The following is a 26,677-nucleotide window of genomic DNA, read 5'->3' on the forward strand; positions in this document are numbered from 1 at the left end:
GCAATCGGGGAAAAGGTCCCTCAGTCCTTGGGGCCCCCGGGGGCCAGGACTTCACGATTGCCGTTGGACTGCAGGGCACTGACCAGGCCCGCCGCCTCCATGTCCTCGATCATGCGCGCGGCGCGGTTGTAGCCGATCTTCAGGCGCCGCTGCACGTAGGAGATGGAGGCCTTGCGGGACTCCAGCACGATGGCCACCGCCTGGTCGTAGAGGGGATCGCTCTCGGGATCGCCCTCGCCCATGGGCTCCAGGCCGGGAATGAAGGCGGCGCCGGCCTCGGGCTCTTCCAGCACCCCCTCCAGGTAGTCGGGCTCGCCCAGGGACTTGAGGTAATCCACCACCTGGTGCACCTCGTGGTCGGCCACGAAGGCGCCGTGCACGCGCACCGGATGGGCCGTGCCCGGCGGCAGGTACAGCATGTCGCCGTGGCCCAGCAGCTGCTCGGCACCCATCTGGTCCAGGATGGTGCGGGAATCCACCCGGGAGGAGACCTGGAAGGCCACACGGGTGGGGATGTTGGCCTTGATCAGGCCGGTGATCACGTCCACTGAGGGCCGCTGGGTGGCCAGGATCAGGTGGATGCCGGCGGCGCGGGCCTTCTGGGCCAGGCGGGCGATCAGTTCTTCCACCTTCTTGCCCACCACCATGATCAGGTCGGCGAACTCGTCCACCACGATGACGATGTACGGCAGGGTCTTGAGTTCCGGCGCCGGGGCCTGGTCGTCGAATTCCAGCTGGGGCTTGTGGAAGGGATCGCGCAGGGGCTCGCCCTTGTCGGCGGCCTCCTTCACCTTGCGGTTGAAGCCGGCCAGGTTGCGCACGCCCATGTGGGACATGAGCCGGTAGCGGCGCTCCATCTCCGCCACGCCCCAGCGCAGGGCGTTGGAGGCATCCTTCATGTCCGTGACCACCGGCGCCAGCAGGTGCGGGATGCCCTCGTAGACGGACAGCTCCAGCATCTTGGGATCGATGAGGATCAGGCGCACCTCCTCGGGGCGCGCCTTGTAGAGCAGGGACAGCAGCATGGCGTTGATGGCCACGGACTTGCCCGAGCCGGTGGTGCCGGCCACCAGCAGGTGCGGCATGCGCGCCAGGTCCGCCACCATGGGCACGCCGCCGATGTCCTTGCCGAGCGCCAGGGTCAGGGGGGAGCCGGCGCCGTCGAAGACCTTGGACTGCAGGATCTCCGAGAGCACCACCAGCTCACGCTGCTCGTTGGGGATCTCCAGGCCCACCGTGGACTTGCCCGGGATCACCTCCACGATGCGCACGCTGATCACGGACAGCGCCCGGGCCAGGTCCTTGGCCAGGGCGCTGATGCGGCTCACCTTCACGCCCGCGGCGGGCTGCAGCTCGAAGCGGGTGATCACCGGCCCCGGGTGCACGGCCACCACCTCCACCTCCACGCCGAAGTCCTTGAGCTTGATCTCCACCTGGCGGGACATGGCCTCCAGGCTCGCCTCGGAGTAGCCGCCCTCGTGGGGTCGGGCGGCGTCCAGCAGGGCCAGGGGCGGCGGGGCATCGGCGCGCGGCTCGCCCGTGAACAGCGGGATCTGCTTCTCCTTCTGCACCCGCTCGCTCACCTCCGGCTTGGTCACCACCGGTTCGATGCGCGGCTTGGGCCGTGCGCGCACCTTCTCGGTCTCGGTGCGCACCACCACCTCCCGGGCCTCCCGGGCCTTGCGACCGGCGCGCCGCTCCAGGGCCTCGTCGATGCGCGCCCGGACCCAGTCGATGAACAGCAGGGTGTAGCGTCCCACCCCGTCCATGACCGCGAACCAGGAAAGCCCCGTGAACAGGGTCACGCCCGCCAGGAACAGGGCCAGCAGCAGCAGGGTGGTGCCCACCATGCCGAAACCGGAGATCAGCAGGGTGCTCAGCACCTGGCCGAGGATGCCGCCGGCGTTCAAGGGCAGGCTGCCGGGGGCGAAGTGCATGGTGGCCAGGCCGCAACCGGCAGCGAGCGTGGTGACGAAGCCGGCCCAGCGGATGCCCAGGGTGCGCAGGTCCAGCTCGCCGGTGTCGGTGCGGCCCCGGTACAGCAGCCAGCCGCTGTAGCCCACGATCACCGGGGCCAGGTAGGCCAGGTAGCCGAACAGGTAGAAGAACACGTCGGCGAACCAGGCCCCCACCCGTCCGCCCAGATTGCTGGCGCGCAGCCCGCTGCCGGTGTGGGACCAGCCCGGGTCCGCCGGATTAAAGCTCGCCAGGGCGATGAGCAGGTACACGGCCGCCGCGCCCAGCACCAGCAGGGCGCCCTCGCGCAGCCCGCGTCCCACGTGGGCGCTGAGCGGCTTGCCGTCGGTTTTCTTCTGGGTTGCCTGGGCCAATATCAGTATCGTCTTTAGGATTTTTTTGTAATTGTATGATTCACAATGTGAAGTTGGAAGTGTGAATTGGGAAATGGGAATCAAGGCCAGTTCACACTTCCCACTTCAGTTCTCCATCTCCGCCTTCACCGCCGCATTCACATACGCGCCCGCCCGCACGTTCACCCCCTCCATGAGGGCCATGTCCTCCTCCCAGTCGGGCTGCGCCAGGCGCAGCACGTGGGGGATCAGGCTCGCGGACAGGGCCTGGGACGAGGTGCGGGGCACGGCGCCGGGCATGTTGGTGACGCAGAAGTGGGTGACCCCCTCCTCCACGTAGGTGGGCGCCTCGTAGGTGGTGGCCCGGGTGGTCTCCAGACAGCCGCCCTGGTCCACGGAGATGTCCACCGCCACGCTGCCGGGGGCCATGGCGCGCAGCATCTCCCGGGTCACCAGGTGGGGTGCCCGGCGGCCGGGCAGGAGCACGGCGCCGATGAGCAGGTCGGCGTCGGCCAGAGTCTCGCCGATGGCCTGCTGGTAGGCGTAGAGGGCGGTCACATTACCGCCCACCCGGCGCATGGCGTCCATGCGTTCGGCGCAGATGTCGAAGACCGTGACCCGGGCCCCCAGGGCGGCTGCGGCCTCCACCGCAGCGCTGCCGGCCACCCCGGCCCCGAGCACCACCACGTGCCCCCGGCTGGCGGCGGGCAGACCGCCCAGCAGCAGGCCCTTGCCGCCCTGGGGCTGGTGCAGCAGGTGGGCGCCCACCTGCACCGCCAGACGCCCGGCGATCTCGCTCATGGGCGCCAGCAGGGGCAGTGAACGGCCCACCCGCACGGTCTCGAAGGCCACGGCGGTGAGCCCCAGGGCGCGCAGGCGCTCCGCCAGGTCCCGGTTGGCGGCCAGGTGCAGGTAGCAGAACAGGATGTGGTCGGGGCGCAGGTGGGCCAGGTCCCCGTCCAGGGGCTCCTTGACCTTGACGATGAGTCCGGCCTCGCCGTACAGGCCGGCCGCATCGGGCACCACCCGGGCGCCGGCGGCCGTATAGTCGCCGTCAGCGTAGCCGCTGCGGGCACCGGCGCCCGCCTGCACCAGCACCTCGTGGCCGTGGCGCACCAGCTCCGCGCAGGCGGCGGGCACCAGGCCCACCCGGCCTTCCAGGGCTTTGATCTCGGTAGGGATGCCGATCTTCATGGGGTCGTACCTGATGTCCTGGCCTGATGTCCTTGTCCGGCTTCCGGCGGGTGACTTGAGGGGGGGCTATCCGGATAATACGGCCTTCGCGTTGCGGTGCCCTCCCCCTTTGCCGCCGGAAGAACCCTGCCCGGCCCGCCCTGTCTGACAGGGGGTGAACACCCCGGGCCATGCCCCGCTTCAGCCTCAGACACTCAAGCCTCAAGAACAGGAGTCAGTATACATGAGCGATCCCAAGCACAGCCGGCTGCTTATCCTCGGTTCCGGTCCCGCCGGTTACACCGCCGCCGTCTACGCGGCCCGGGCCAACCTCAACCCGGTGCTGATCACCGGACTGGAACAGGGCGGCCAGCTCACCACCACCACCGACGTGGACAACTGGCCGGGGGATGACGCGGGCGTGCAGGGCCCGGAGCTCATGGAACGCATGAAGCGCCACGCCGAGCGCTTCAACACCGAGATCATCTTCGACCACATCAACACCGTGGACTTCTCCAAGCGCCCCTTCACCCTCACCGGCGACTCGGGCAGCTACACCTGCGATGCCCTGATCATCGCCACCGGCGCCTCCGCCATGTACCTGGGCCTGCCCTCGGAAGAGGCCTTCAAGGGCAAGGGCGTGTCCGCCTGCGCCACCTGCGATGGCTTTTTCTACCGCAACCAGAAGGTGGCGGTGATCGGCGGCGGCAACACCGCCGTGGAAGAGGCCCTGTACCTCTCCAACATCGCCTCCCATGTGACCCTGGTGCACCGGCGCGACAAGCTGCGTTCCGAGAAGATCCTCCAGGACCACCTGTTCGAGAAGGAGAAGGAAGGCAAGGTCACCATCGAGTGGAACCACGTGCTGGACGAGGTGCTGGGCGATGACTCCGGCGTCACCGGCATGCGCATCAAGGACGTGAAGTCCGGGGAGACCAAGGACATCGAGCTGATGGGCGTGTTCATCGCCATCGGCCACAAGCCCAACACCGCCATCTTCGACGGCCAGCTGGAGATGGAGAACGGCTACATCAAGGTCAAGAGCGGCACGGGCGGCAACGCCACCGCCACCAGCGTGCCCGGCATCTTCGCCGCCGGCGACGTCATGGACCATGTCTACCGCCAGGCGGTCACCTCCGCCGGCACCGGCTGCATGGCCGCCCTGGATGCCGAGCGCTTCCTGGAGGAGAACCGCTGAGCGCGGATCTCCCGAACCCGCTTCCCGCCCCCGTGCGGCTGCGCATCGTCGAGCAACTCGACGCCGTGGACGCCGGGGCCTGGGACGCCCTGGGCGGGCATGAAAACCCGCTCATCAGCCATGCCTTCCTGGCGGGGCTGGAACGCTACGGCTGCCTCGGCAGTCAGTACGGCTGGTTCCCCCGACACCTGCTCATCGAGGACGAGGCCGGCCGGCTGCTGGCTGCCATGCCCCTGTACGCCAAGACCAACGGCTACGGCGAGTTCGTGTTCGACTGGTCCTGGGAATCCGCCTGGGAGCGTTCCGGGCTTCGCTACTACCCGAAGCTGGTGGTCTCGGTCCCCTACACCCCCGCCACCGGCCCCCGCCTGCTGATCCATCCGGATGCCGACGGCCCCGTGCTGCGCCGCCTGCTCATCCAGCAGGGCCTGGCCTTCGCCCGGGAGCACCAGGTCTCGGGCCTGCACTGGCTGTTCCCGGACGCCGAGGACCTGGAGGCCCTGCGCGCCGAGGGCCTGAACCTGCGCATGGGTTGCCAGTACCACTGGCGCAACGATGGCTACCGGGACTTCGACGATTTCCTGTCACGCTTTGCCTCGAAGAAACGCAAGAACGTGCGCCAGGAGCGGCGCAAAGTGGCCGACCAGGGCGTGAGCCTGCGCATCCTGCACGGCGATGAGGTGAGCGATGTCCTCTGGGCCACCTTCCACGGCTTCTACGTGGACACCTTCGAGAAGAAGATGGGCATCCCCACCCTGAGCCTTGAGTTCTTCCGCGAGACCGGACGCGCCCTGGGCCGGGGCGTGGTCATGGTGCTGGCGGAGCACGAGGGCGAGCCGGTGGCGGCGGCGCTCTGCTATCGCAGCCACGACACCCTCTACGGCCGCTACTGGGGCTGCGCCCGGGACTACGACGGCCTGCACTTCGAGGCCTGCTACTACCAGGGCATCGAGTACTGCATCCGCGAGGGGCTGAGCCGCTACGAGCCCGGTGCCCAGGGGGAGCACAAGATCCCCCGGGGCTTCCTGCCCACCCCCACCTGGTCCGCCCACTGGCTTGCCAACCAGGACCTGGGCCAGGCGGTGGCGGATTTCTGCCTGCGGGAACAGCAGGTGATGCAGCGCCACTGCCGGCAGCTCATGGGCCTCTCGCCGTTTCGCGAAGGCGCCGCCCCGGGCGGCGATGCCGCGCCCGACCCTGGCGAGGCCTGAGCCATGCACCCCCTCACCTGGCTGCATCCCGGACAGGCGGACGAGCCCTTTCCCCACCCGGACCGGGCGCTCACCGAACCCAACGGCCTGCTCGCCGCCGGTGGCGATCTCAGCCTGCCCCGGCTGCTGCGCGCCTATCGGGCGGGGATCTTTCCCTGGTACGAGGCCGGGCAGCCCATCCTGTGGTGGTCACCGGACCCGCGCACGGTGCTGTTCAGTGCCGAGGTCAAGGTGAGCCGCAGCCTGCGCAAGACACTCAGAAGCGGCCGCTTCCGGGTGAGCTTCGACGAGGCCTTTGAGCAGGTCATCAAGGGCTGCGCCGAGCCCCGGGGCGGCGTGCACGGCACCTGGATCACCTACGGCATGCAGCAGGCATTCATCCACATGCACCAGGCAGGCTTCGCCCACTCCGTGGAGGTCTGGCAGGAGGACCAACTGGTGGGCGGGCTGTACGGGGTGTCCCTCGGCCGCATGTTCTACGGCGAATCCATGTTCAGCCGGGTGAGCGACGCCTCCAAGGTGGCCCTGGTCACCCTGTGCCGACACCTGGAGCACTGGGGCTACCCGCTGATCGACAGCCAGACCCCTTCGGCCCACCTGGCGCGCATGGGCGCCCGGCCCATGCCCCGCAATGAATTCCGCCAGTGGCTGGACCGGCTGTGCGATCAGCCGCCCCACCCCGAGCCCTGGCAGGTGGAACCCGAATTGAAGTAGGAAGTGGGAATTGCGAAGTGCGAAGTGCAGATTCCCACTTCCCAATTCCCACCTCTTACTTCATGTCCCACTTCCAAATTCACACTTCGTACTTAAAACGCATTGCTCACAGCGCGGCTTCGGCCTGCACACGTCCTTGCCATGGGCGACGATCAGGGCGTGGTATTCGTTATACAGTCGTTCGTCCTGCCCCAGTGTCGATTCCAGTGACATCCTGAAATCGTCGTAGGCTGCCTGCGCATGGGGATGACCCAGCCGGCCGAGCAGCCGGCGCGTGTAGGCATCGATGACGAACACGGGACGATCGAAGGCGTAGAGCAGGATATCGTCGGCGGTCTCGGGGCCGATGCCATGCACCGACAGCAGGGATGCCCGCAGCTTCTCCGTGGGCCAGTGGCGCAGGCGCCGCCGTCCGCCGTGGTCCAGGTACCAGCGGCACAGGGCCTTGAGCCGGCGGGCCTTGACGTTGAAGTAACCGGAAGGACGGATAAGCCGGGCCAGCTCGGCATCGGAGAGGTCCAGCATGGCCTCGGGCGAGAGTGCATTCGCTGCCTTCAGCGCGGCGATGGCCCGTTCCACGTTGCGCCAGGCGGTGTTCTGGGTCAGCACCGCCCCGACCATCACCTCGAAGCCACTGTTCGCCGGCCACCAGTGTTGGGGGCCGTGGGCCTCAAACAACAACTGGTACACCTTGCGCAATCGCTGACCGTTCACTGGAAGATTGTGCGTTCGAGAATCACTGACAGGATGAACATGATTAACGTGATTTCAAAACGACCCGATCATGTTAATCATGTTCATCCTGTCAGCTTTTTTCTTTTGCGGTCGATCCTGATAACCCGGTTCATTCCAGTACCGACGAAACCTCAGCGTTTCGGACGGCGGGCGGTGCGCGGTGGCTTGGGCGGACGGCGGTCCTCGCGGCGGATCTTCGGCGGCGTCCAGGGCAGACCCGCAACTGCATAGAGGGCACCCATCTCGCCGGGCTCGAGATCCCGCCAGCGCCCGGCGCGCAGGTCGCGGCCCAGGCTGATGGGTCCGTAGCGCACCCGGGTGAGCCGGCTCACGGTCAGGCCCACCGCTTCCCAGAGGCGGCGCACCTCGCGGTTGCGGCCCTCGCGCAGGGTCACGTGGTACCAGCGGTTGGCGCCGGTGCCGCCGGCCTCCCTGAGGGTCTCGAAACGGGCGGGGCCGTCTTCCAGTTCCACACCGGTGGTGAGCTGCTTCAGGGCGTCCGGAGAGACCTCGCCCAGGATGCGCACGGCGTACTCGCGCTCCACCTCGCCGGAGGGATGCATGAGCTTTGCCGCCAGTTCGCCGTCGGTGGTGAACAGCAGCAGCCCCGAGGTGTTGTAGTCCAGTCTCCCCACGGCGATCCAGCGGCCGTTGCGCAGTCGCGGCAGATGCTCGAACACCGTGGGACGGCCTTCCGGGTCCTTGCGGGTAGTCAGCTCCCCATCGGGCTTGTGGTAGGCGATGACCCGGGGCTTGGGCGCCACATCCAGGGGCACCACCCGGCCACGAATGGCCACCTTGTCATCGGGGCCGGCCTGGTCGCCCAGGCTGGCCACCTTGCCATTCACCGTGACGAGGCCTTCCTCGATCCAGCGTTCGATCTCCCGTCGGGAGCCGTGACCCAGACGGGCCAGAAGTTTTTGCAGTCGTTCAGTCATGATGATTCGCCTCCCGGCGATTCGAAGGTGGGATTCAACATTCAAAATTCAAAATTCAAAATTCAAAATTCAAAATTCAAAGGGGATTATGGGCCAGATTCCCTTGAATTTTGAATTTTGAATATTGAATGGTAGTTATAATTGCCGCCCATCAGTCCATTCTGGAGCCTTCCATGTCCGACACCCGCGCCTTCATCCCCATCAACATCGCGGTACTCACCGTCTCCGACAGCCGCACCGAGGCCGACGACACCTCCGGCGGCTACCTGGTGAAAGCGGTGCAGGAGAGCGGACACCGGGTGGCAGAGAAGCGCATCGTGCCCGACGACATCTACCAGATCCGTGCGGTGGTGTCCGGCTGGATCGCGGACCCGGCGGTGAACGCGGTGATCACCACCGGCGGCACCGGCATCACCGGCCGGGATGGCACCCCGGAGGCGGTGGCGCCGCTGCTGGACAAGGAGATCGAGGGCTTCGGCGAGTTGTTCCGTGCCATCTCCTACCAGCAGATCCGCACCTCCAGCCTGCAGTCCCGAGCCATCGCCGGGGTGGCCAACGCCACCTTCATCTTCTGCCTGCCCGGCTCCACCGGCGCCTGTCGCACCGGCTGGGAAGACCTGATCAGGGAGCAGCTGGACAACCGCCACATGCCCTGCAACCTGGTGATGCTGATGCCGCGGCTTTCCGAAAAGTGAAAGTCAAAAGCCGGAACGCAAAGGGCGCAAAGGTTTCGCGAAGGACGCAAAGAAAAACCTTTTGAATTGAAAAAACCTTCGCGGGCCTGGCGCATACCTTCGGGCCCTTCGCGGTTCGCTTTTGATCTGACCTTTCAGAAAAATTCAGCCCTATTGCAGCGTATGTCCTTCGGCGTTGCGGGGCAGCTCCTCTTCGGGCGGCTGCACGTCATCTTCCTGCATGGCCACCTCACCGGCGTCCGGGGCGGTGGATTCCACGGCCTCTTCCTCGACGGGCGGCTTGCCGCCCTCGCCCTCCCCCGGACCGTCCAGGTCCAGTTCCGGGTGCAGCTTGTCCAGGTCGCGCAGTTCGGCGAGCGTCGGCAGCTCGTCCAGGGTCTTCAGATTGAAGTAGTCCAGGAACTGGCGGGTCGTGCCGAACAGGGCGGGACGGCCGGGAACGTCCCGGTGGCCTACCACGCGCACCCACTCCCGCTCGGTGAGGGTCTTGACGATCTGGGTGCTCACCGCCACGCCGCGGATCTCCTCGATCTCGGCGCGGGTGATGGGCTGGCGGTAGGCGATCAGGGCCAGGGTCTCAAGCAGGGCGCGGGTGTAGCGCGGCGGCTTCTCCTCCCACAGCCGGGACACCCAGGGCGCCACGGTCTCGCGCACCTGGAAGCGAAAGCCGCTGCCCACCTCCTTCAGTTCGTAACCGCGTCCCTCGCAGTCCTCGCCCAGCTGCTTGAGGGCGTCGCGGATCGCACCGCGATCCGGACGCTCGCCTTCCTCGAAGAGCTTCTCCAGCTGCTCCAGGGACAGGGGCCGGTTGGCGGCCAGCAAGGCGCCTTCGATGATCTTCTTGAGCAGCTCTGTATCCATAAATTCAGGTACAAGGTCCAAAAATAAAAGTACAAGGGAAAACCTGAGGCATCGACGCTATCTTCCCACTTCCCAATTCACACTTCGCACCTATCCTATTCCTGCGCCTTGCCCGCCAGGCTCAGGTAGATCGGCGCATAGGGTTCCCGCTGCACCAGGTCGATGAGATGCCCCTTGAGCATCTCCAGGATGGCCAGGAAGGTCACCACCACGCCGCGGCGCCCCTCCTCCACGGTGAACAGCTTGTGGAACTCCACGAAGGGCGCGGCGTTGAGCGCCTCGAGCACCCGTGACATGCGCTCGCGCACCGACAGCGGTTCACGCTGGATGTGGTGGTGGGTGAACATGTCCGCCCGGGACAGCACCTCCCGGAAGGCCAGCAGCAGCTCTTTCAGTTCCACGTCGGGCAGGCGCGGCGCGCGCTCCATGGGCGGCGGCTCGGCGGACACCGGGAAGATTTCCCGCTCCACCCGGGGCAGCGCGTCGATGTCCTCGGCGGCCTTCTTGAAACGCTCGTATTCCTGCAGCCGGCGGATGAGCTCGGCCCGCGGGTCATCCTCGTCCTCGGTGATGCCCGGCCGGGGCAGCAGCATACGCGACTTGATCTCGGCCAGCATGGCGGCCATCACCAGGTATTCCGCCGCCAGTTCCAGGCGCATATCCTTCATGAGCTCGATGTAGCTCATGTACTGACGGGTGATCTCGGCGATGGGGATGTCGAGGATATCCAGGTTCTGACGCTTGATGAGATACAGCAACAGATCCAGCGGACCCTCGAAGGCCTCCAGGAATACCTCCAGGGCGTCCGGAGGGATGTACAGGTCCTTGGGCGGGGTGCTCAGGGGTTCGCCGCGCACGATGGCGAAGGGCATCTCCTCCTGACTCGCGCCGCCCACGTGGGGGCCGTGGATCTCGATGCTCATCGGTAGGAGAGCCCCATGGCGCGACGCACCTCGTCGAGGGTGTCGCGGGCCATGTCCCGGGCCGCCTCGCAGCCCTCGTTGATGATGGTGCGCACGGCCGCGGGGTCGGCCTCGTAGTCCTTGGCGCGTTCCTGGATGGGGCGCAGCTCGGCACGCACCGCATCGATCACCGGCTGCTTGCACTCCAGGCAGCCGATGCCCGCGCTGCGACAGCCTTCCTGCACCCACTGGCAGGTGGCTTCGTCGGAGTAGACCTGGTGCAGGGCCCACACCGGACACTTCTCCGGCTCGCCGGGATCGGTACGGCGCACCCGGGCCGGGTCCGTGGGCATGGTGCGGATCTTCTTCTCCACTTCCGCCGGATCTTCCCGCAGGGAGATGGTGTTGTTGTAGGACTTGGACATCTTCTGCCCGTCCAGGCCCGGCATCTTGGAGGTCCGGGTCAGCAGCGCCTGGGGCTCGGGCAGGATGATCTTGCCGGAGCCTTCCAGGTAGCCGAACAGCCGCTCCCGGTCGCCCAGGGAGATGTTCTGCTGGGTCTCCAGCATGGCCCGGGCCACGTCCAGGGCCTGGTCGTCGCCCTGCTCCTGGTAGCGGCGGCGCAGGTCCCGGTACAGCTTGGCGTTCTTCTTGCCCATCTTGTCCACGGCGGCCTCGGCCTTCTCTTCGAAGCCCGGCTCACGGCCGTAGAGGTGGTTGAAGCGCCGCGCCACCTCCCGGGTGATCTCGATGTGGGCCACCTGATCCTCGCCCACGGGCACCAGGCCTGCCTTGTAGATCAGCACGTCGGCGCTCTGCAGCAGCGGATAGCCTAGGAAGCCGTAGGTGGCCAGGTCCTTCTCGCGCAGCTTCTCCTGCTGGTCCTTGTAGGTGGGCACGCGCTCCAGCCAGCCGAGCGGCGTCATCATGGACAGCAGCAGGTGCAGCTCGGCGTGTTCCGGCACCCGGGACTGGATGAAGATCTTCGCCGCGCCCGGGCTCACGCCCGCGGCCAGCCAGTCCACCACCATGTCCCAGACGCTCTCGGAGAGGATGCGGGGGTCCTCGTAGTGGGTGGTCAGAGCATGCCAGTCGGCCACGAAGAACAGGCACTCGTAGGCATGCTGGAGTTCGATCCAGTTTTTCAGGACGCCGTGATAGTGGCCCAGATGAAGCCGGCCCGTGGGCCGCATGCCGGAGACCACGCGCTGGTTTTGCGCAGGAAGGGAACTCAAGGTCGCTCCTCGGTTTTATGCAATGCGTTTATGCAATGCTCTGATCGGGATGGGGCTCATTATCGGCGCTCCGGGGGCTCAGTTGAACCCACCGGAGGCAAACAGGCCCATGAGCAGCAGGTACAGCCACTGGCTCTGGTCCTGGCCGTTGAGGGTCAGGCGGCTGTCGCGAAGCTCCAGTTCCGCCCGGTAGGCGTCCTCCCCGGCCACCATGTAACCCTGCTCCACCAGGCCCTCCATGACCCCCCGGCCCAGGGAACGGGTCAGCATCTCGCGCAGCGCCGGATCCATGGGGGTGCCTTCCTCGTCCTCCATGGAACGCAGGCTGATCTCCCCGGCCAGCCCCTCCAGCAGGGCCTTGCCCCCCTGGAAGCGGCCGTCCAGACCCAGGCGCGGCAGGTAGTCCACGGTGTTGGGGTCGAAACCCTCACCGTCGAAGCGCGCGCTGAGCTTAAGTTCCAGCTCGCCCTCGGGCATGCGCAGGCGCAGGGTCTCCAGGTTCAGTGCCGGCGAGTGCACCAGCATGTACGGCAGGCTCTGCAGCAGGATCAGGCCCGCCATCTCACCGGCCTGGACCTCGTCCAGCTCGTTGAGCCCCTCCAGGCGCTCCAGGAACAGGTCATAGACCTCACCGTGCAGCGGCCCCAGCCGCAGCCGCATGTCCCCTCCGGTGGACTCCCAGTCGGCGACGCGCAGGGCGCCGAAGCCCAGGTCGAAGTGCAGGTGCAGGAACTCGCCCTGCCGATTCTGGCCGGAGCGCAGGCGCAGGCGCTCCAGGTGCAGCGGCCCCTGCTGGTCGTGGCCCTCCAGGTCCAGAACGTCCACGCGATACTCGAACCAGCCATCCGCCAGGCGGTTTCCCGGGTCCGTCAGGTCCAGGTCCAGACGCTGACCGCGCAGGCGCACATGGCTGTCCGCATCCCGCATCTCCAGCTCAGGCAGCTCGAGGCCGCCCACGAGCCGCTGCCGATTCCACTGGAACACACCCTCCATGCCTGCGGAACGCAGCCAGGATCCCGGCTCCTCGGGCAGTTCCGTCTCGAAGGCGGGGGATGTGATGCGCAACTCGGCGGAATCGGTGATGGGATCGATCACGGTGTGCAGGCTCAGGGGCACCCGGTCACCGAACACCGCGCGCAGGCGCTCGGCCACGTCATCCGGATAGACCGGCTCGGATTCCAGGGTCAGCGCGCCATAGCCATGGCGTATCCGGTGGCGCATGGCGAAGTCCACCGGTTCCCCCTGCACCACCAGGTGCAGCTGGCTGGTGGCACTGGAGGTGAACCAGCCGCGCTCGAAGACCTCCAGTCGATGGTCCACGCGCATGTCGCCCAGGTTGCCTCCCTGCCAGTTGTCCAGGTGGCGCTGGGCCTGACCGCCCAGCCAGATGGGCCAGGCGAGGATCAGGGCAGCCAGAAGCAGCAGCGGGAGCAGCAGGAGACGTTTGGCCGTCATGGCATGGATTCCTTTGGGGATGGATCAGCGAAGCTTGTGGAAGGGCAGCCCGAAGAGACTCTCGATGAGTTCCACGAAGAAGCCGTAGAAGGGCCCGATGATGGCGCCCAGCATCCCAGTGGCCAGCAGGCCCAGGACGATGAACAGGCCGAAGGGCTCGATGCGGTCGTAGGTGGCGGCCATGCGCGGCGGCAGGAAACCGGACACCACCCGCCCGCCGTCCAGGGGCGGCACGGGCAGCAGGTTGAGCACCATGAGCAGGATGTTGATGGCGATGCCGGCGATGCCCATGTAGACCAGGGGCACCGCCACCCAGTCGAAGCTGCCCATGAGGCTGAAGCCGAGCTTGATCATCAGCGCCCAGAACAGGGCCATGATGAGATTGGCCATGGGCCCGGCCGCCGCCACGATCGCCATGTCCCGCTGGGGCCGGGACAGGTTGCGGCTGTTCACCGGCACCGGCTTGGCCCAGCCGAACACGAACGGCGGCCCCGGGGTCATGGCGGAGAAGATCAAAAGCCCCACGGGCACCAGCACCGTGCCCACCGGGTCGATGTGTTTCAAGGGATTGACCGTGAGCCGCCCGAGCATCTGGGCGGTGGTGTCGCCCAGCAGCTTGGCGACCCAGCCATGGGCCACCTCGTGGAGGGTGATGGCGAACAGCACGGGAATCGCCCAGATGGCGATGGTCTGGATGATGTTATCCATAGAGACGGCGATTATACCGCCAAACCCCAGCCCCAGGCGAAAGCCCTAATGGTTTTCCTTGCCACTGGCCACTTGAGACCTGCCACTGCCTTCAAAGCCAGTCCACCGCCCCGCGTCCCTGGCGCACCACCTCCGGCACCTCCCCCACCAGGTCTACCACCGTGGTGGGCTCCACACCGCAGGACCCGGCGAGCAGGATCAGGTCCACGTGGGCGGAGAGGCGTTCCTCGATGTCGTAGGGGTCGGACAGGGGCAGATGGTCCCCTGGCAGTTGCAGGGTGGTGCTCATGAGCGGCTCGCCCAGCTCCGCCAGCAGGGCCTGGGTGATGGCGTGATCCGGCACCCGCAGGCCGATGGTCTTGCGCTTGGCGTGCTGCAGGCGCCGGGGCACCTCGTGGGTGGCCTTGAGCAGGAAGGTGTATGGCCCCGGGGTGAGGTTCTTCAGCAGCCGGTAGGCGGTGTTGTCCACCTTGGCGTAGGTGGCGATCTCGGACAGGTCCCGGCACACCAGGGTGAAATGGTGGTTGTCGTCCAGCTGACGGATGCGACGAATACGTTCCATGCCGGTCTTGTTGCCGATGCCGCAGCCCAGTGCGTAGCAGGAATCCGTCGGGTAGACGATCACGCCCCCGTCCCGGATCACGTCCACCGCCTGCCGGATCAGGCGGGCCTGGGGGTTGTCGGGGTGGATTTCGATTCTGCGGGTCACGGGGGGCGTTCCTTCGGGTTTGGGGAGGGGGATTTTAGCGCGGGACGGGGGTGAGGGTTAATTTGGTGTGGATGGTTCGATTTCCCGCTTCTACCAATATCAAAGTCAAAGGCTTCCGATCCCCGTTGCACGGGGCTCGGGTTACTTTTCTTGCTTGTCCAAGAAAAGTAACCAAAAGAAGGACACCCCAATGCCGCACCCGCTATTCGCGGGTGCCCTGCGTTGCTCGGCTTCGAGGGGGTCGCCTGACAGGCCGTCCCTGGCCTGGCAGGCGACGCGCCGCGTCCTGCGGCGCCCCTTCGGGCTTTTTCCCTCGAAGCCTGCGCTACTCGGTGCGGCAAAAGGGGGGAGAGGTCAAAACCGCTTCGATCTGCCCTTGGTTTCCCTCGTAGGAGCCCCGACCCCGGGGCGAATGGTGGGGAATTCGCCCCGGGGTCGGGGCTCCTACAAAACCAGGCAAGACAACCCACCTTGTGGGGGTTGCTGCCTTTGATGTCCCCCCCGTTTTTCTCGCCGAGCACGGGGGTGTTCCGGGGTCAAAGCCCGATAGGGGCGCCGCAGGGAGGCGGCGCGTCGGCTGCCAGGCCAGGGACGGCCTGTCAGCCGACCTCCCCGGAACACCCCCGCGCGCAGGGCACCCCGCAGGGGCGAGAAACCCGGGTGTCTTTTCTTTGGTTACTTTCTTTGGACAAGCAAAGAAAGTAACCCGAGCCCCGTGCAACGGGGATCGGAAGCCTTTGATCTTGGTTTTGCTTTAAGACCGTAATTCCAAGCCGGATCGGAAGCCTTTGACCTTGATCCAATCAAATCCAAACCCAAACACACCTTTGCACCCACCCCACAAAACCCGCCAAACTACCCCCCATGAAACTCCTCTATGACCTCCTCCCGGTCATCCTCTTCTTCCTCGCCTACAAGTTTTACGGCGCCCTCCCCCCTGAATGGATCCTGGCCGTAGGCGTCTGGCTGCCGGTGGCGCTGGAACCGGACAACCCGGGACACGCCATCTACCTGGCCACAGCCGTGGCCATGGTCGTGATGGCGGTGCAACTGGCCCTGGGACTCGCTATCAAGCGACGGCTCGAAACCATGCCCCTGCTCACGGCGGCGGTGATCCTGGTGCTGGGCGGCGCGACCCTGTGGCTGCACGACCCGGTGTTCATCCTCTGGAAGCCCACCCTGGTCAACTGGCTGTTCGCCCTGGTGTTCATGGCCCCTCCCCTGTTCGGACGCCGCACGCTGGTGGAAACCCTCATGGGGCACGCCCTGAGCGTACCCAGGGCCATCTGGAGCCGGGTCAACCTCGCCTGGGTGGTATTCTTCCTGGTTTCAGGGCTTGCCAACCTGTTCGTGGCCTACACCTTCAGCGAGGCGGTGTGGGTGGATTTCAAACTCTTCGGTATGCTTGGCATGACCTTCGTCTTCGTGATCGGTCAGGCGGTCTATCTGGGACTGCACCACCGCGAGGACGACCCGCACACCACCAAGGGAGACCCATCCTGATGCTCTACACCATCATGGCCCAGGACAGCGACAACAGCCTGGAGAAACGCCTGCAGACACGACCCGCGCACCTGGCCCGCCTGGAGGCCCTGCGCGACGAAGGGCGACTGGTACTGGCAGGTCCTCTGCCGGCCATCGACAGCCCGGACCCGGGTCCGGCGGGCTTCACCGGCAGCCTGGTGGTGGCGGAGTTCGATTCCCTGGAGGACGCCCAGGCCTGGGCAGACGCCGATCCCTACCGGGCGGCCGGCGTGTATGCCAGCGTCGTCGTCAAACCCTTTCGCAAGGTGCTGCCCTGAGCAGCCGGCTTAAACTCAAGGAAACCCCCATGACTCTGCGCATTCATCACATCCTGGTCACCGGCCTGCTGACCGTCACCCTCATCACCGGCTGTGGCCGCGGCGAGGCACCACAGGCCGAGATCAGCGGCGAGGCGGTCGCCATGGTCAACGGCGTGGCCATCAGCGAAGCGGATTTCCAGGACTTCCTCAACCTGCAGCGCATGACCCGACCCGGAGAGAATCTGCTGCCGGACGAGGTGCTGGACGAGATGATCAACATGGAACTGCTGCGCCAGGCCGCGCTGCAGCAGGGGCTGGACAGGGATCCCGACATCCAGCGCCAGGTGGAGCGGGCTCGCACCAACCTGATGGTCGGCGCGCTCATCGACCAGCGTCTTAACCAGGACTACACCGAGGAGCAGCTGCGCGCGGAATACGATCGTCAGATCCAGGCCATCGATCGCACCGAGTACAAGGCCCGGCATATTCTCCTGGACAGCGAGGCCGATGCCCGCGAGGTGATCGCCGCGCTGGAGGCCGGCGGAGACTTCCAGGAACTGGCCCGTGAGCATTCCACCGGCCCCTCCGGCCCCATGGGCGGGGATCTGGGCTGGTTCACCGCCGACGCCATGGTGCCCGCCTTCTCCGAGGCGGTGCAGGCCATGGAAAAGGGCAGTTACAGCAATGAGCCGGTACAGACCGAATTCGGCTGGCACGTGATCCTGCTGGAAGACACCCGCCGCTCCGAACCCCCGCCCTTCGAGGCGGTGCGCGACCGGGTCGCACAGATCCTCGACAACCGCGCCCTGCAGGATTACATCGGTGATCTGCGCACCGCTGCGAAGATCGAAGTGAAGTGAGGCGTGCGGCCCGTAGGTCGGGCTTCAGCCCGACAGCGGTGCCTCTCGAAGCATCGGCTGTCTCGGGCTGAAGCCCGACCTACGGGGTACTCATGTCTTGCGCCACACCAAGGTGAAGTTGTTCACCGGCATCACCACGTCATCCACCCGCTCGAGCCCCGCGGCGCGGGCGAGTGCATCCAGGTCCGCCTTGTCGCGGATGCCCATGCCGGGATCGCGCAGGCGCAGGCTCATGTCGAAGCGGGCGTTGCTCTCGCTGGTGAACATGCCGTTCTCGTTGAACGGACCATAGAGACAGAAATATCCGCCCGGACGCAGCACACGACCCACGCCCGCGAACATGGCCTGTACCATGGGCCAGTGCATGATGTGCGTGGTGTTGGCGGAATACACGCCGTCCACATGACTCACCGGCCAGGGCTCGTCGCGCACATCCAGCACCAGGGGTTCGGCCACGTTGTCGAGTGCGGCCTCCCCCAGCCACAAACGAATGCCCGGCAGGTGCTCGGCCACGTCCGAGGGTTGCCAGCGCAGGTGCGCCATGGCGGCGCCGAAATACACCGAGTGCTGTCCCGTGCCGCTGCCGATCTCGAGGATCGTGCCCGGCTCGGTGAAATAGCGTTTCAGCACCGCGAGAATCGGATCCCTGTTCTGCTCGCAGGCCTCGGAAAAGGGCTTCGGGTAGTAGGCTTGCATGTTTTTCCGGCTTGATCCTGATTGAAAAAATTCAACGCACACCCGTCTGGATCACCAGCGACACGCGCCGGTTCTCGGCGCGGCCTTCGGCGGTGTCGTTGCCGGCCACGGGTCGGGTGTCGGCGAAGCCCACCGCCTGCAGGCGTTCTGGGGCAAGTCCCAGGGCGATGAGCTGGCGCACCACGCCACTGGCCCGCGCCGCGGACAGCTCCCAGTTGGACGGGAAGATGGGCGTGAAGATGGGCACGTTGTCGGTGTGTCCCTCCACGGTGATCTGTCCCTCGGCGGCATTGAGTACGGGCATCAGGCTTGAGAGCAGCGCGCGCCCGTCGCTGCGCAGTTCCGCGCTGCCGCTGGCGAACAGGATGCCCTCCTTGATACGCAGCTCCACCTGACCCGGGGTGGTGAACACCTCCACCCCCTCCAGTCCGCCCTGGCGGGCCAGGGCCTGCTCCAGGGCGGACTCGGCGGCGGGTGCCTCCTCCCGCGCCAGGGGCTCGGCCAGAGGCTGCTCGCCGGGATAGGTGGCGGGTGCTTCCTCAAACAGGGGCGGCACGATGGACTGGCGGTGGGGATGGCCCAGCTCGATGCCGAAGCCCTCCACCCAGCGCAGGGCCTGATCCTCCTCCGGCCTTGTATAGGCCAGCAGCACCACGAACAGCACCAGCACCAGGGTGAGCATGTCCAGGTAGGTGAGGATCCAGGCGTGTTCGTCCTCGCGCAGGGCGTCGCCGCTCGGCTGCGGCGGCGGCGCGGCCCAGGGCGGCGGGTAATGGGGTGCGGCGGCCATCTCGGCGCGCAGGGCCTCCGCCTGGCCGTTGCCCTGGTCGATGGCGGACTGGGCGGCGGACTCAGCGCCGGCCGGTGCGCTTGCTGCCGGCGGCGGGCTTTTCGGCTCCGTTGCCATTGGGCATCTCCTGGCGGATCTCGTCCCGGTGGTGCTCCATGAAGGATTTGAGCGTCTCGCGGATGTAGGCCGGCGAGCGGCCCTTACGCATCAGGGTCACGCCCTCCAGCACCATGTTCATGAGCATCACGCGTTCCTCGGTGCGCCGCTCCAGCTTGGTGGCGATGGGACGGAACACCAGGTTGGCCAGCACGATGCCGTAGAAGGTGGTGATCAGCGCCACGCCCAGGTTCACGGCGATCACCGCGAAGTCATTGGTCTGGGTGGCGAACAGCATGTTGATCAGGCCGATCAGGGTGCCCAGCATGCCGAAGGCCGGCGCGTAGGTGGCCATGGTGCGAAACACCTGCGCCTCGGCGTGTTCACGCGCACGCAGCCGCGCCAGGCGCCATTGCAGCAGGTCGCTGATGTCCTCCATGGGCGTGTCGTCGATGACCAGCTGAACGCCGGTGCGCAGGTAGGGATTGCGGATGGTCTCGAGGCGCCGCTGCACCGCGGCCAGGTTACCGTTGAACCACAGCTTGGAGACCTCCACGATCTCGTCCATGTCCTCGCGGAAGTAGTAGCGCTCGTTGCGCAGCACCACGATGAACACCCGCCACACGTGCAACACCTCGTGCAGCGGATAGCTGAGCAGGGTCGCGGCCAGGGTACCGCCCAACACGATGCCGAGCCCCGGCAGATTGATGAACACCCCCAGGTCCTGGGAGGTGAAGGCAATCACGCTCACCAGGATGAGCACGCCGCCGATCATGCCGAGCGCGGTGGAGGGGTTCATCGGGGCAGTGTAACGCCTGGAAAGTGCGAAGTGTGAATCGGGAAGTAGGAAGTGGAAAGCCTTGACTTCGCACTTCCCAATTCACACTTCCAACTTCAGTCACTCCCCTATCAACTCAAGGAACTCAGCCTCGCTCAACACCGGCACGCCCAGCTTCTCCGCCTTGGCCAGTTTCGAGCCCGCCGCCTCGCCGGCGATCACGGCGGTGGTCTTTTTCGACACGCTGCCGCTCACCTTGGCGCCCAGGGCCATGAGGCGATCGCCGGCCTCCTCCCGGGTCATGGATTCCAGCGCGCCGGTGAGCACGTAGGTATTGCCGGACAGGGGCAGGTCCTCGGCCTGGAGAGCCGCGGGTTCGCTTTCCTCCCAGTGCACGCCGGCCTCACGCAGGGCGTCGATCACCTCGCGGTTGTGGGGCTGCTGGAAGAAGGTGGCCACGTGGTGGGCCACCACCGGACCCACGTCGGGCACCTGCATGAGGGCCTCCTCGTCGGCGGCCATGAGCGCATCCAGGCCACCGAAATGGATCGCCAGGGCGCGGGCCGTGGCCTCGCCCACCTCGCGGATGCCGAGCGCGAAGATGAACCGCGCCAACTGGGTGTGCTTGCTCTTCTCCAGGGCATCCACCAGGTTGTGGGCAGACTTCTCGCCCATGCGCTCCAGGCCCGCCAGCTGTTCCGCCGTGAGCCGGTACAGGCCGTCCACATGATCCACCAGGCCCGCGTCCACCAGCTGTTCCACCAGCTTGTCGCCCAGGCCCTCAATGTCCATGGCGCGGCGCGAGGCGAAGTGCTTGATGGCCTCGCGGCGCTGGGCGGCACAGTACAGACCGCCGGAACACCGGGCCACCGCCTCGCCTTCCGAGCGCACGATCTCGGAACCGCAGACCGGGCAGTGTGTGGGCATTACCACGTGACGCGCATTGTGCGGGCGTCTGGAGAGCACCACCGCCGCCACCTCGGGGATCACGTCGCCGGCGCGGCGCACGATCACCGTGTCGCCGATGCGCACGTCCTTACGCTCCACCTCGTCCATGTTGTGCAGCGTGGCGTTGCTCACGGTCACGCCACCCACGAACACCGGTTCGAGCCGCGCCACCGGGGTGAGCGCGCCGGTGCGGCCCACCTGGAATTCCACGTCGCGCAGCAGCGTCATCTGCTCCTGGGCGGGATACTTGTGGGCGATGGCCCAGCGCGGCGCGCGGGAGACGAAGCCCAGACGCTGCTGCAGCTCGAAGCGGTTGACCTTGTAGACCACGCCATCGATGTCATAGGGCAGGCCGTCGCGGCGCTCGCCGATGCGCCGGTAATACTCGAGACAGCCGGCCGCGCCGGTCACCACGTCCCGCTCGGGGCACACCCGCTGCCCCCATTCGGCCAGGGCGTCGAGCACCGCCGCGTGGGTGTCCGGCAGTTCGCCGCCCTCCACGTGACCGGCGCCGTAGGCGAAGAAGGTGAGCGGACGCTTCGCGGTGATGCGGGAATCCAGCTGACGCAGGCTGCCGGCGGCGGCGTTGCGGGGGTTGACGAACACCTTCTCGCCCCTCGAAGCCGCCTCGCGGTTGAAGGCCTCGAAACCGGCCCGGTCCATGTACACCTCGCCACGCACCTCCAGCAGCTTCGGCCAGCCCCGGCCCTGGAGCCTGAGCGGGATGGCGCGGATGGTGCGCACGTTGGCGGTGACGTCCTCGCCGGTGGCGCCGTCGCCGCGGGTGGCGCCGCGCACCAGGTGGCCATCCTCATAGAGCAGGCTGATGGCGAGTCCATCCAGCTTGGGCTCCACGGCAAACTCGATCTCGGATTCTTCCCCCAGCCGGTCCCGGATGCGCTTCTCGAAGGCGAGCACGTCGGCTTCCTCGAAGGCGTTGTCCAGGGACAGCATGGGCAGCAGGTGCCTGGCCTCCTCGAAGGCCTTGAGCGGCGCACCGCCCACCCGCTGGGTGGGCGAGTCCGGCGTCACCAGCTCGGGATACTTCGCCTCCAGATCCTGCAGCTCGCGCATCAGCGCGTCATAGGCGGCGTCCGGGATCTCCGGGTCGTCCAGCACGTAGTAACGGTGATTGTGATAGTCCAGCTCGTCGCGCAGTGAGGCGACCCGCTTGCGAACCTTCTCGGGGATCTCGGACATGTGGTTATTCTGGTTGGTGGAAATCCAAAAGCAGGAACGCAAAGGGCGCAAAGGTTTCGCTAAGGACGCAAAGGAATGATTGGGGTAAAACCCCGCCTATCATAATGGCCTGTCCAAGGCTTGATCTTGAACCCGGGACACCCGGATTTTTACATCAAAAAGCAGTGGCTTGCGCCCCTTTGCGTCTTCGCGTCTTTGCGTCAAGGCTTTTGATCCAAACAATCAACGCCGCCCCGCCACCCGGGCCTTGAGCGACCAGGCGCGGATACCTTCGCGGATGTGTTCGATGCCCTGGGGCGTGAGGGTGCTGCGGGAGGCGTCCAGCACCTGGCCGCCAAGACGTGCGGCAAGGGACTCGGCGCAGGCCAGCATGGTCTCGAAGGACTCCATGCCCTCCCGGGGGCCCGGCAGCTGCAGGAACAGGGACACGCCGGGGGTGGAGAAATCATCCATGGCGGCAGGATCGAAGGTGCCGGGATTGAGCATATTGGCCACGCTGAACAGGGGCGTGCGGCCCTGCTCGGTGCTCACCATGCGGTGATAGATCTCCATGAAGCCGAACTCCAGGCCGTCGGCCTCCAGGGCGGCCTTGAGCTGCACGCCCAGGATGTGCCCCGAGGGGCCGGCCGCCACGTGCAGCACGATGAGCTTGTCCGGCAGGGTCGGTGCCGGCTCCGCGGCGGGTGCGGGCGCCTTCTCCGCACGAGGCGCCTCGACGGGACGCGGCTCGGAGACGGGCATCGGCGCGGCGGGAACCACGGGCCGCTCCCGGGCCTCTTCCACCACCCGGGCCTTGAGATTCTCCAGGTCGTTGAGCGCGTCCAGGTCGTCGTGCGCCGCGTGGATGGAAGGCGCCTTGCGCTCGCTGTCGGCGCGGATGTGGATCTGCTCCAGGCTCTCCCGCTCCACCGCCTCGTCCATCAGGTCGCGGGGACGGCGCCGGCCGGCGCGCATTCGCCCGGCCAGGTAGATGCCGGCCAGCACCACCAGGGCAAGTATCAGCAGGATCCAGCGCAACGCATCCATCTCCTGTTCTCCGTCATGCGGTGGCCATCTGGGCGGCTTCGTCCACGTCCACGGCCACCAGGCGGGACACGCCGGGCTCGCGCATGGTCACGCCCACCAGCTGGTCGGCCAGCTCCATGGTGGTCTTGTTGTGGGTGATGAAGATGAACTGCACCCGCTCGGACATCTCCTTCACCAGGCTGCAGAAGCGGCCCACGTTGGCCTCGTCGAGCGGCGCGTCCACCTCGTCCAGCATGCAGAAGGGCGCCGGGTTCAGCTCGAAGATGGCGAACACCAGGGCCACGGCGGTGAGCGCCTTCTCACCGCCGGACATGAGGTGGATGGTGGACAGCCGCTTGCCCGGGGGGCGGGCCATCACCGCCACACCGGTGGACAGCAGGTCGTCGCCGGTCATCTCCAGGTGCGCCTGGCCGCCGCCGAACAGGCGCGGGAACATCTCCTGCAGGCGCGCGTTGACCCGCTCGAAGGTGTCACGGAAACGCTGGCGGGTCTCCCGGTCGATCTTCTGGATGGCGTTCTCCAGGGTCTCCAGGGCCTCCATCAGGTCGGCGTGCTGGGCGTCCAGGTATTCCTTGCGCTGGCTCTGTTCCTTGAACTCGTCGATGGCCGCCAGGTTGATGGGGCCCAGGCGCTGGATGCGCTGGGCCAGCTGTTCCACCTTCTCCTGCCAGGCGGACACGCCGGCGCCCTCCTCCAGGGCCTGCAGCAGTTCCTCGGCGGAGAACGGCGTCTCCGCCAGCTGCTCGCGCAGGGTCTGGCGGCGCACCTGGATCTCCTGCCAGGCCATGCGCAGGTTGTCCAGCTTGCCGCGGATCTCCTCGGCCTGGCGTTCCACGGCGATGCGCCGCTGGTCGTGCTCGCGCATCTGGGCCTCGATGGACTGCACCCGGGTGCGGGCCTCGCCGAGGGCGCGCTCTACTTCGACACGTTTCGCCAGCAGGCCGTCCAGTTCCGTGGTCAGTTCCTTGATGGGCGCGTCGCCGTCCTGCATGGCGGCGCGCAGGGCCTCCAGGCGCTCATCGAACTGCCCGGCCTGGCTCTCCATGCGCGACAGGCCCTGGGCGGTGGACTCGCGGGTGGACTTGAGGGACTGCATGCGCAGGTCGATCTGGTGCAGGGCATCGCGCCGGGCCTGGGCCTCGCGGCGGGCGGCATCCAGCTTCTCCCGCAGGCCGTCCCGCTCGGCGGACAGGCGCTCGCGCTCCTGGGCCAGGGTCTCCATGCGGGACACCGCCTCGTTGCGCCGGTTGGTGGCCTGCTGCAGGGCCTCCGCGTCGCGCTGGTGGGCCGCCTCGATCTCGGCGATCTCCTCGTTGATGCGCGCGAAGCGGCCTTCCACCTGCTCCAGGCGGGTGCGGCGGTTGCTCAGCTGGGCATTGAGATCCGCGGCGCCCCGGTGGGCGCGGTTGACCTGCACCTGCAGATCCTCGCGCCGGGCCTCCAGCTCGCGCACGCGCTCCCGCTCGGCCTCCAGGGCCTGCTGCAAGCGCTCCTGTTCGGTGTTCAGCCCGGCCAGTTCCGCCTGCAGGGCCTTGATCTCCTGCTCCCGGGCCAGCACGCCGGCATGCTCGTCGGCATCCCGGGCCACCCGCAGCCAGGCACGGCCCAGCCAGATGCCCTCGGGGGTGATGACCGATTCGCCGGCCGCCAGACGGCCGCGCAGGGCCAGGGCCTCGGGCAGACTGCCCGCCGTGCGCACGCCGCGCAGCAGGTCATTAAGCGGTTTCGGACCCTTGACCCGGTCCAGCAGCCAGGGCGCGTCGCCGCCGGCAGCCGCCTCGCCGGCCTGGGTGTCCAGCACCAGCAGGTCGCCGTGGCTGAGGCTGTCCAGCACCCCGGCGACGCCGTCCAGATCCTCGACGCACACCGCCTCCAGGTACTGGCCCAGCACCGCCTCCACGGCCCGCTCCCAGCCGGCCTCCACGCTCAGCTGTTCGGCCAGACGGGGCGCATCGGCCAGGCCCTGACCGGCCAGCCACTGCACCACGGACTGCTCGCCCTTGCCGAGCGCCGCCTGCTGCAGGGCCTCGAGCGAGGAGAGCCGGCCCGCCTGGGTCTGGATGCGCCGGCGCAGCTCGTCCAGCTGCGCGGTGCGTTCCCGGCTGGATTCCCGGGCGCCCTGGATGGCGTCCAGGGTCTCGGTGAGACTGCCCTGAAGTTGTTCAGCGGCCTGGGCGGCCTCGGCGGCCTGGGTGCCCAGCTGTTGCATCTCGGCGCGCAGGGCGTCCCCGGAGAGCTGGCCGCGCTCCTGCTGCAGGCGTTCCAGGCGGGACTGGTGCTGCTGGATCTGACGCTCCAGGCCCTCCATGCGGGTGCGTTCCACCTGGGCGGTCTGGGCCGGCTCCACGGCGCGCTGGTTGAAGTCCTCCCAGCGGCCCTGCCACTCGCTCATGGCCTGCTCGGCCACGGTCAGGCCCTCGTTGGCCTGTTCCCGGGCCTGCATGCCGGCCTGGTGCTGGGGCGCCAGAGTTTCCAGTTCCCGGTCCAGTTCCCGCAGGCGCGCCTGGTCCAGTTCGATGTGTTCACGGGTCTCACGCAGGCCGGCCTCGGCCTGGCGCAGTTCCTGGCCCTGTCGCTCGCGCAGTTCCCGGGCGTGCTGGATGGACTGCTCCACCCGCGAGATGTCGCTGCCCAGACCGTAGAAACGCCCCTGCACCTCACTGAAGGCCTCATTGGCCTCCGCGTGGCGCTCGCGGTTCTTCTCCAGGGTGGATTCCAGGTGACGCAGCTCGGAGATCACCCCCTCCAGGCGGGTCTCCTCCTCGCGCAGGCCCTTTTCCCGCTGGCCGGCATCACCGTCCATGTCCCGCAGGCGCAGGGCCAGCAGTTCCGCCTTGGTGCGGCGTTCCTCTTCCTTGAGGGCCTTGTAGCGCTCGGCGGTGTTGGCCTGGCGCTGCAGGTGGTTGATCTGCTTCTCGATCTCGTCGCGCAGGTCGTTGAGACGGTCGATGTTCTCCCGGGTGTGGCGGATGCGGGTCTCGGTCTCGCGGCGGCGCTCCTTGTACTTGGAGATGCCGGCGGCCTCCTCCAGGTAGACGCGCAGTTCCTCGGGCTTGGCCTCGATGAGCCGGGAGATCATGCCCTGCTCGATGATGGCGTAGCTGCGCGGGCCGAGGCCGGTGCCCAGGAAGATGTCGGTGATGTCCTTGCGTCGGCACTTGGAGCCGTTCAGGTAGTAATGGGACTGGCCGTCCCGGGTCACCTGGCGCTTGACGGAGATCTCGCTGTACTCGGCGTACTGGCCGCCCAGGGTGCCGTCGCTGTTGTCGAACACCAGCTCGATGGAGGCCTGGCCCACGGGCTTGCGGCTGGAGGAGCCGTTGAAGATCACGTCCTCCATGGAATCCCCGCGCAGGTGCTTGGCGGAGGACTCGCCCATCACCCAGCGCACCGCGTCGATGGTATTGGACTTGCCGCAGCCGTTGGGGCCGACGATGCCCACCAGGTTACTGGGCAGGTCGATGGTGGTGGGGTCCACGAAGGACTTGAATCCGGCCAGTTTGATCTTGCTCAGTCGCATCGGGACCTGCGGATGTCTGATGGTGGTAATAAAGGTTGTGGCCACGGAGAGGGTCTTCCATGGCCTTGGGCGGCGCTCATTATTACAATAATGCCGCCCTTAGGGGGGAGCCGATCAAGTCCCGTGTGGAACCTGT

At 67.0% G+C, this 26,677-nt stretch carries 23 protein-coding genes; 7 read left to right on the top strand and 16 right to left on the bottom strand.

Annotated features, from left to right (window positions below; all coding sequences use genetic code 11):
* Window positions 1-20: 20 nt before the first annotated feature.
* Together TGR7_RS10035 and ald are read right to left on the bottom strand one after the other, a co-directional pair.
* Window positions 21-2,330, bottom strand: a complete 2,310-nt coding sequence (locus TGR7_RS10035; RefSeq protein WP_012638563.1) for a DNA translocase FtsK — start codon at window positions 2,328-2,330, stop codon at window positions 21-23.
* 105 nt (window positions 2,331-2,435) lie between these two features.
* Window positions 2,436-3,503, bottom strand: coding sequence for an alanine dehydrogenase (ald, locus tag TGR7_RS10040; protein ID WP_012638564.1), 1,068 nt, complete (start codon window positions 3,501-3,503; stop codon window positions 2,436-2,438).
* Between the two features lie 223 nt (window positions 3,504-3,726).
* On the opposite strand from ald, the gene trxB reads away from it, so the two are divergent.
* Genes trxB through aat form a run of 3 tightly spaced genes read left to right on the top strand, consistent with a single transcriptional unit; the run spans window position 3,727 to window position 6,605 of the window.
* Window positions 3,727-4,680, top strand: coding sequence for a thioredoxin-disulfide reductase (gene trxB / locus TGR7_RS10045; RefSeq protein WP_012638565.1), 954 nt, complete (start codon window positions 3,727-3,729; stop codon window positions 4,678-4,680).
* A 32-nt stretch (window positions 4,681-4,712) separates the two neighbouring features.
* Window positions 4,713-5,891 (top strand): GNAT family N-acetyltransferase, encoded by a 1,179-nt coding sequence (locus TGR7_RS10050; protein ID WP_012638566.1) that lies wholly within the window; start codon window positions 4,713-4,715, stop codon window positions 5,889-5,891.
* Window positions 5,892-5,894: 3 nt separating this feature from the next.
* The gene (aat, locus tag TGR7_RS10055; protein WP_012638567.1) at window positions 5,895-6,605 is read left to right on the top strand and encodes a leucyl/phenylalanyl-tRNA--protein transferase; all 711 of its coding nucleotides are present in this window, start codon (window positions 5,895-5,897) and stop codon (window positions 6,603-6,605) included.
* Between the two features lie 60 nt (window positions 6,606-6,665).
* Here aat and TGR7_RS10060 read toward each other — a convergent pair whose 3' ends face one another.
* Both TGR7_RS10060 and rluB read right to left on the bottom strand, forming a co-directional pair.
* Window positions 6,666-7,319, bottom strand: a complete 654-nt coding sequence (locus TGR7_RS10060) for an endonuclease III domain-containing protein (RefSeq protein WP_012638568.1) — start codon at window positions 7,317-7,319, stop codon at window positions 6,666-6,668.
* Window positions 7,320-7,471: 152 nt separating this feature from the next.
* On the bottom strand, window positions 7,472-8,278 hold the full coding sequence (gene rluB / locus TGR7_RS10065; RefSeq protein ID WP_012638569.1) for a 23S rRNA pseudouridine(2605) synthase RluB: 807 nt from the start codon (window positions 8,276-8,278) through the stop codon (window positions 7,472-7,474).
* Window positions 8,279-8,451: 173 nt separating this feature from the next.
* Here rluB and moaB point away from each other — a divergent pair, with 173 nt between their 5' ends.
* The gene (gene moaB / locus TGR7_RS10070) at window positions 8,452-8,973 is read left to right on the top strand and encodes a molybdenum cofactor biosynthesis protein B (RefSeq protein WP_012638570.1); all 522 of its coding nucleotides are present in this window, start codon (window positions 8,452-8,454) and stop codon (window positions 8,971-8,973) included.
* Window positions 8,974-9,123: 150 nt separating this feature from the next.
* Here the strand turns inward: moaB and scpB are convergent, their stop codons facing one another.
* The 6 genes from scpB to TGR7_RS10100 form a co-directional block, all read right to left on the bottom strand.
* Window positions 9,124-9,834 (bottom strand): SMC-Scp complex subunit ScpB, encoded by a 711-nt coding sequence (scpB, locus tag TGR7_RS10075; protein WP_012638571.1) that lies wholly within the window; start codon window positions 9,832-9,834, stop codon window positions 9,124-9,126.
* A gap of 95 nt (window positions 9,835-9,929) precedes the next feature.
* A complete protein-coding gene (locus TGR7_RS10080; RefSeq protein WP_012638572.1) occupies window positions 9,930-10,757 on the bottom strand; it encodes a segregation and condensation protein A in 828 nt (275 codons plus the stop codon).
* Window positions 10,754-11,971: a tryptophan--tRNA ligase gene (locus tag TGR7_RS10085; RefSeq protein ID WP_012638573.1), complete on the bottom strand. Its 1,218-nt coding sequence runs from the start codon at window positions 11,969-11,971 to the stop codon at window positions 10,754-10,756. Before TGR7_RS10085 ends, TGR7_RS10080 begins: the two co-directional genes overlap by 4 nt.
* Window positions 11,972-12,049: 78 nt before the next feature.
* Entirely contained in the window at window positions 12,050-13,426 is a 1,377-nt protein-coding gene (locus TGR7_RS10090) for a DUF945 family protein (protein WP_012638574.1), read from the bottom strand.
* A gap of 24 nt (window positions 13,427-13,450) precedes the next feature.
* Window positions 13,451-14,134: a site-2 protease family protein gene (locus tag TGR7_RS10095; RefSeq protein WP_012638575.1), complete on the bottom strand. Its 684-nt coding sequence runs from the start codon at window positions 14,132-14,134 to the stop codon at window positions 13,451-13,453.
* 91 nt (window positions 14,135-14,225) lie between these two features.
* Complete coding sequence (locus tag TGR7_RS10100) at window positions 14,226-14,843, bottom strand: L-threonylcarbamoyladenylate synthase (RefSeq protein ID WP_012638576.1); 618 nt, start codon at window positions 14,841-14,843, stop codon at window positions 14,226-14,228.
* 864 nt (window positions 14,844-15,707) lie between these two features.
* Here TGR7_RS10100 and TGR7_RS10105 point away from each other — a divergent pair.
* Genes TGR7_RS10105 through TGR7_RS10115 form a run of 3 tightly spaced genes read left to right on the top strand, consistent with a single transcriptional unit; the run spans window position 15,708 to window position 17,487 of the window.
* Window positions 15,708-16,346, top strand: a complete 639-nt coding sequence (locus TGR7_RS10105) for a septation protein A (RefSeq protein WP_012638577.1) — start codon at window positions 15,708-15,710, stop codon at window positions 16,344-16,346.
* On the top strand, window positions 16,346-16,645 hold the full coding sequence (locus TGR7_RS10110) for a YciI family protein (RefSeq protein WP_012638578.1): 300 nt from the start codon (window positions 16,346-16,348) through the stop codon (window positions 16,643-16,645). The genes TGR7_RS10105 and TGR7_RS10110 overlap by 1 nt, the downstream gene beginning before the upstream one ends.
* Window positions 16,646-16,674: 29 nt before the next feature.
* The gene (locus TGR7_RS10115; protein ID WP_012638579.1) at window positions 16,675-17,487 is read left to right on the top strand and encodes a peptidylprolyl isomerase; all 813 of its coding nucleotides are present in this window, start codon (window positions 16,675-16,677) and stop codon (window positions 17,485-17,487) included.
* Between the two features lie 90 nt (window positions 17,488-17,577).
* On the opposite strand, the gene TGR7_RS10120 is transcribed toward TGR7_RS10115, so the two are convergent.
* The 6 genes from TGR7_RS10120 to smc form a co-directional block, all read right to left on the bottom strand.
* Window positions 17,578-18,183 (bottom strand): DUF938 domain-containing protein, encoded by a 606-nt coding sequence (locus tag TGR7_RS10120; RefSeq protein WP_012638580.1) that lies wholly within the window; start codon window positions 18,181-18,183, stop codon window positions 17,578-17,580.
* Between the two features lie 31 nt (window positions 18,184-18,214).
* Entirely contained in the window at window positions 18,215-18,973 is a 759-nt protein-coding gene (locus tag TGR7_RS10125) for an OmpA/MotB family protein (protein ID WP_012638581.1), read from the bottom strand.
* Between the two features lie 61 nt (window positions 18,974-19,034).
* A complete protein-coding gene (locus TGR7_RS10130) occupies window positions 19,035-19,868 on the bottom strand; it encodes a motility protein A (RefSeq protein WP_012638582.1) in 834 nt (277 codons plus the stop codon).
* Between the two features lie 99 nt (window positions 19,869-19,967).
* A complete protein-coding gene (gene ligA / locus TGR7_RS10135) occupies window positions 19,968-21,995 on the bottom strand; it encodes an NAD-dependent DNA ligase LigA (RefSeq protein ID WP_012638583.1) in 2,028 nt (675 codons plus the stop codon).
* A 222-nt stretch (window positions 21,996-22,217) separates the two neighbouring features.
* Window positions 22,218-23,021 (bottom strand): cell division protein ZipA, encoded by an 804-nt coding sequence (zipA, locus tag TGR7_RS10140; RefSeq protein WP_012638584.1) that lies wholly within the window; start codon window positions 23,019-23,021, stop codon window positions 22,218-22,220.
* Between the two features lie 13 nt (window positions 23,022-23,034).
* A complete protein-coding gene (gene smc, locus TGR7_RS10145) occupies window positions 23,035-26,541 on the bottom strand; it encodes a chromosome segregation protein SMC (RefSeq protein WP_012638585.1) in 3,507 nt (1,168 codons plus the stop codon).
* Window positions 26,542-26,677: the final 136 nt, after the last annotated feature.

The organism is Thioalkalivibrio sulfidiphilus HL-EbGr7 (assembly GCF_000021985.1).
Classification (GTDB): Bacteria; Pseudomonadota; Gammaproteobacteria; order Ectothiorhodospirales; family Ectothiorhodospiraceae; genus Thioalkalivibrio_A; species Thioalkalivibrio_A sulfidiphilus.

What these genes read in the sequence shown, in the direction of transcription:
- ligA (WP_012638583.1), bottom strand. Translation starts at nt 21,995, where the DNA reads ATGTCCGAGATCCCCGAGAAGGTTCGCAAGCGGGTCGCCTCACTGCGC.
- TGR7_RS10095 (WP_012638575.1), bottom strand. Translation starts at nt 14,134, where the DNA reads ATGGATAACATCATCCAGACCATCGCCATCTGGGCGATTCCCGTGCTG.
- TGR7_RS10090 (WP_012638574.1), bottom strand. Translation starts at nt 13,426, where the DNA reads ATGACGGCCAAACGTCTCCTGCTGCTCCCGCTGCTGCTTCTGGCTGCC.
- moaB (WP_012638570.1), top strand. Translation starts at nt 8,452, where the DNA reads ATGTCCGACACCCGCGCCTTCATCCCCATCAACATCGCGGTACTCACC.
- TGR7_RS10130 (WP_012638582.1), bottom strand. Translation starts at nt 19,868, where the DNA reads ATGAACCCCTCCACCGCGCTCGGCATGATCGGCGGCGTGCTCATCCTG.
- TGR7_RS10115 (WP_012638579.1), top strand. Translation starts at nt 16,675, where the DNA reads ATGACTCTGCGCATTCATCACATCCTGGTCACCGGCCTGCTGACCGTC.
- TGR7_RS10120 (WP_012638580.1), bottom strand. Translation starts at nt 18,183, where the DNA reads ATGCAAGCCTACTACCCGAAGCCCTTTTCCGAGGCCTGCGAGCAGAAC.
- smc (WP_012638585.1), bottom strand. Translation starts at nt 26,541, where the DNA reads ATGCGACTGAGCAAGATCAAACTGGCCGGATTCAAGTCCTTCGTGGAC.
- ald (WP_012638564.1), bottom strand. Translation starts at nt 3,503, where the DNA reads ATGAAGATCGGCATCCCTACCGAGATCAAAGCCCTGGAAGGCCGGGTG.
- scpB (WP_012638571.1), bottom strand. Translation starts at nt 9,834, where the DNA reads ATGGATACAGAGCTGCTCAAGAAGATCATCGAAGGCGCCTTGCTGGCC.
- TGR7_RS10110 (WP_012638578.1), top strand. Translation starts at nt 16,346, where the DNA reads ATGCTCTACACCATCATGGCCCAGGACAGCGACAACAGCCTGGAGAAA.
- zipA (WP_012638584.1), bottom strand. Translation starts at nt 23,021, where the DNA reads ATGGATGCGTTGCGCTGGATCCTGCTGATACTTGCCCTGGTGGTGCTG.
- rluB (WP_012638569.1), bottom strand. Translation starts at nt 8,278, where the DNA reads ATGACTGAACGACTGCAAAAACTTCTGGCCCGTCTGGGTCACGGCTCC.
- trxB (WP_012638565.1), top strand. Translation starts at nt 3,727, where the DNA reads ATGAGCGATCCCAAGCACAGCCGGCTGCTTATCCTCGGTTCCGGTCCC.
- TGR7_RS10105 (WP_012638577.1), top strand. Translation starts at nt 15,708, where the DNA reads ATGAAACTCCTCTATGACCTCCTCCCGGTCATCCTCTTCTTCCTCGCC.
- TGR7_RS10125 (WP_012638581.1), bottom strand. Translation starts at nt 18,973, where the DNA reads ATGGCCGCCGCACCCCATTACCCGCCGCCCTGGGCCGCGCCGCCGCCG.
- aat (WP_012638567.1), top strand. Translation starts at nt 5,895, where the DNA reads ATGCACCCCCTCACCTGGCTGCATCCCGGACAGGCGGACGAGCCCTTT.
- TGR7_RS10080 (WP_012638572.1), bottom strand. Translation starts at nt 10,757, where the DNA reads ATGAGCATCGAGATCCACGGCCCCCACGTGGGCGGCGCGAGTCAGGAG.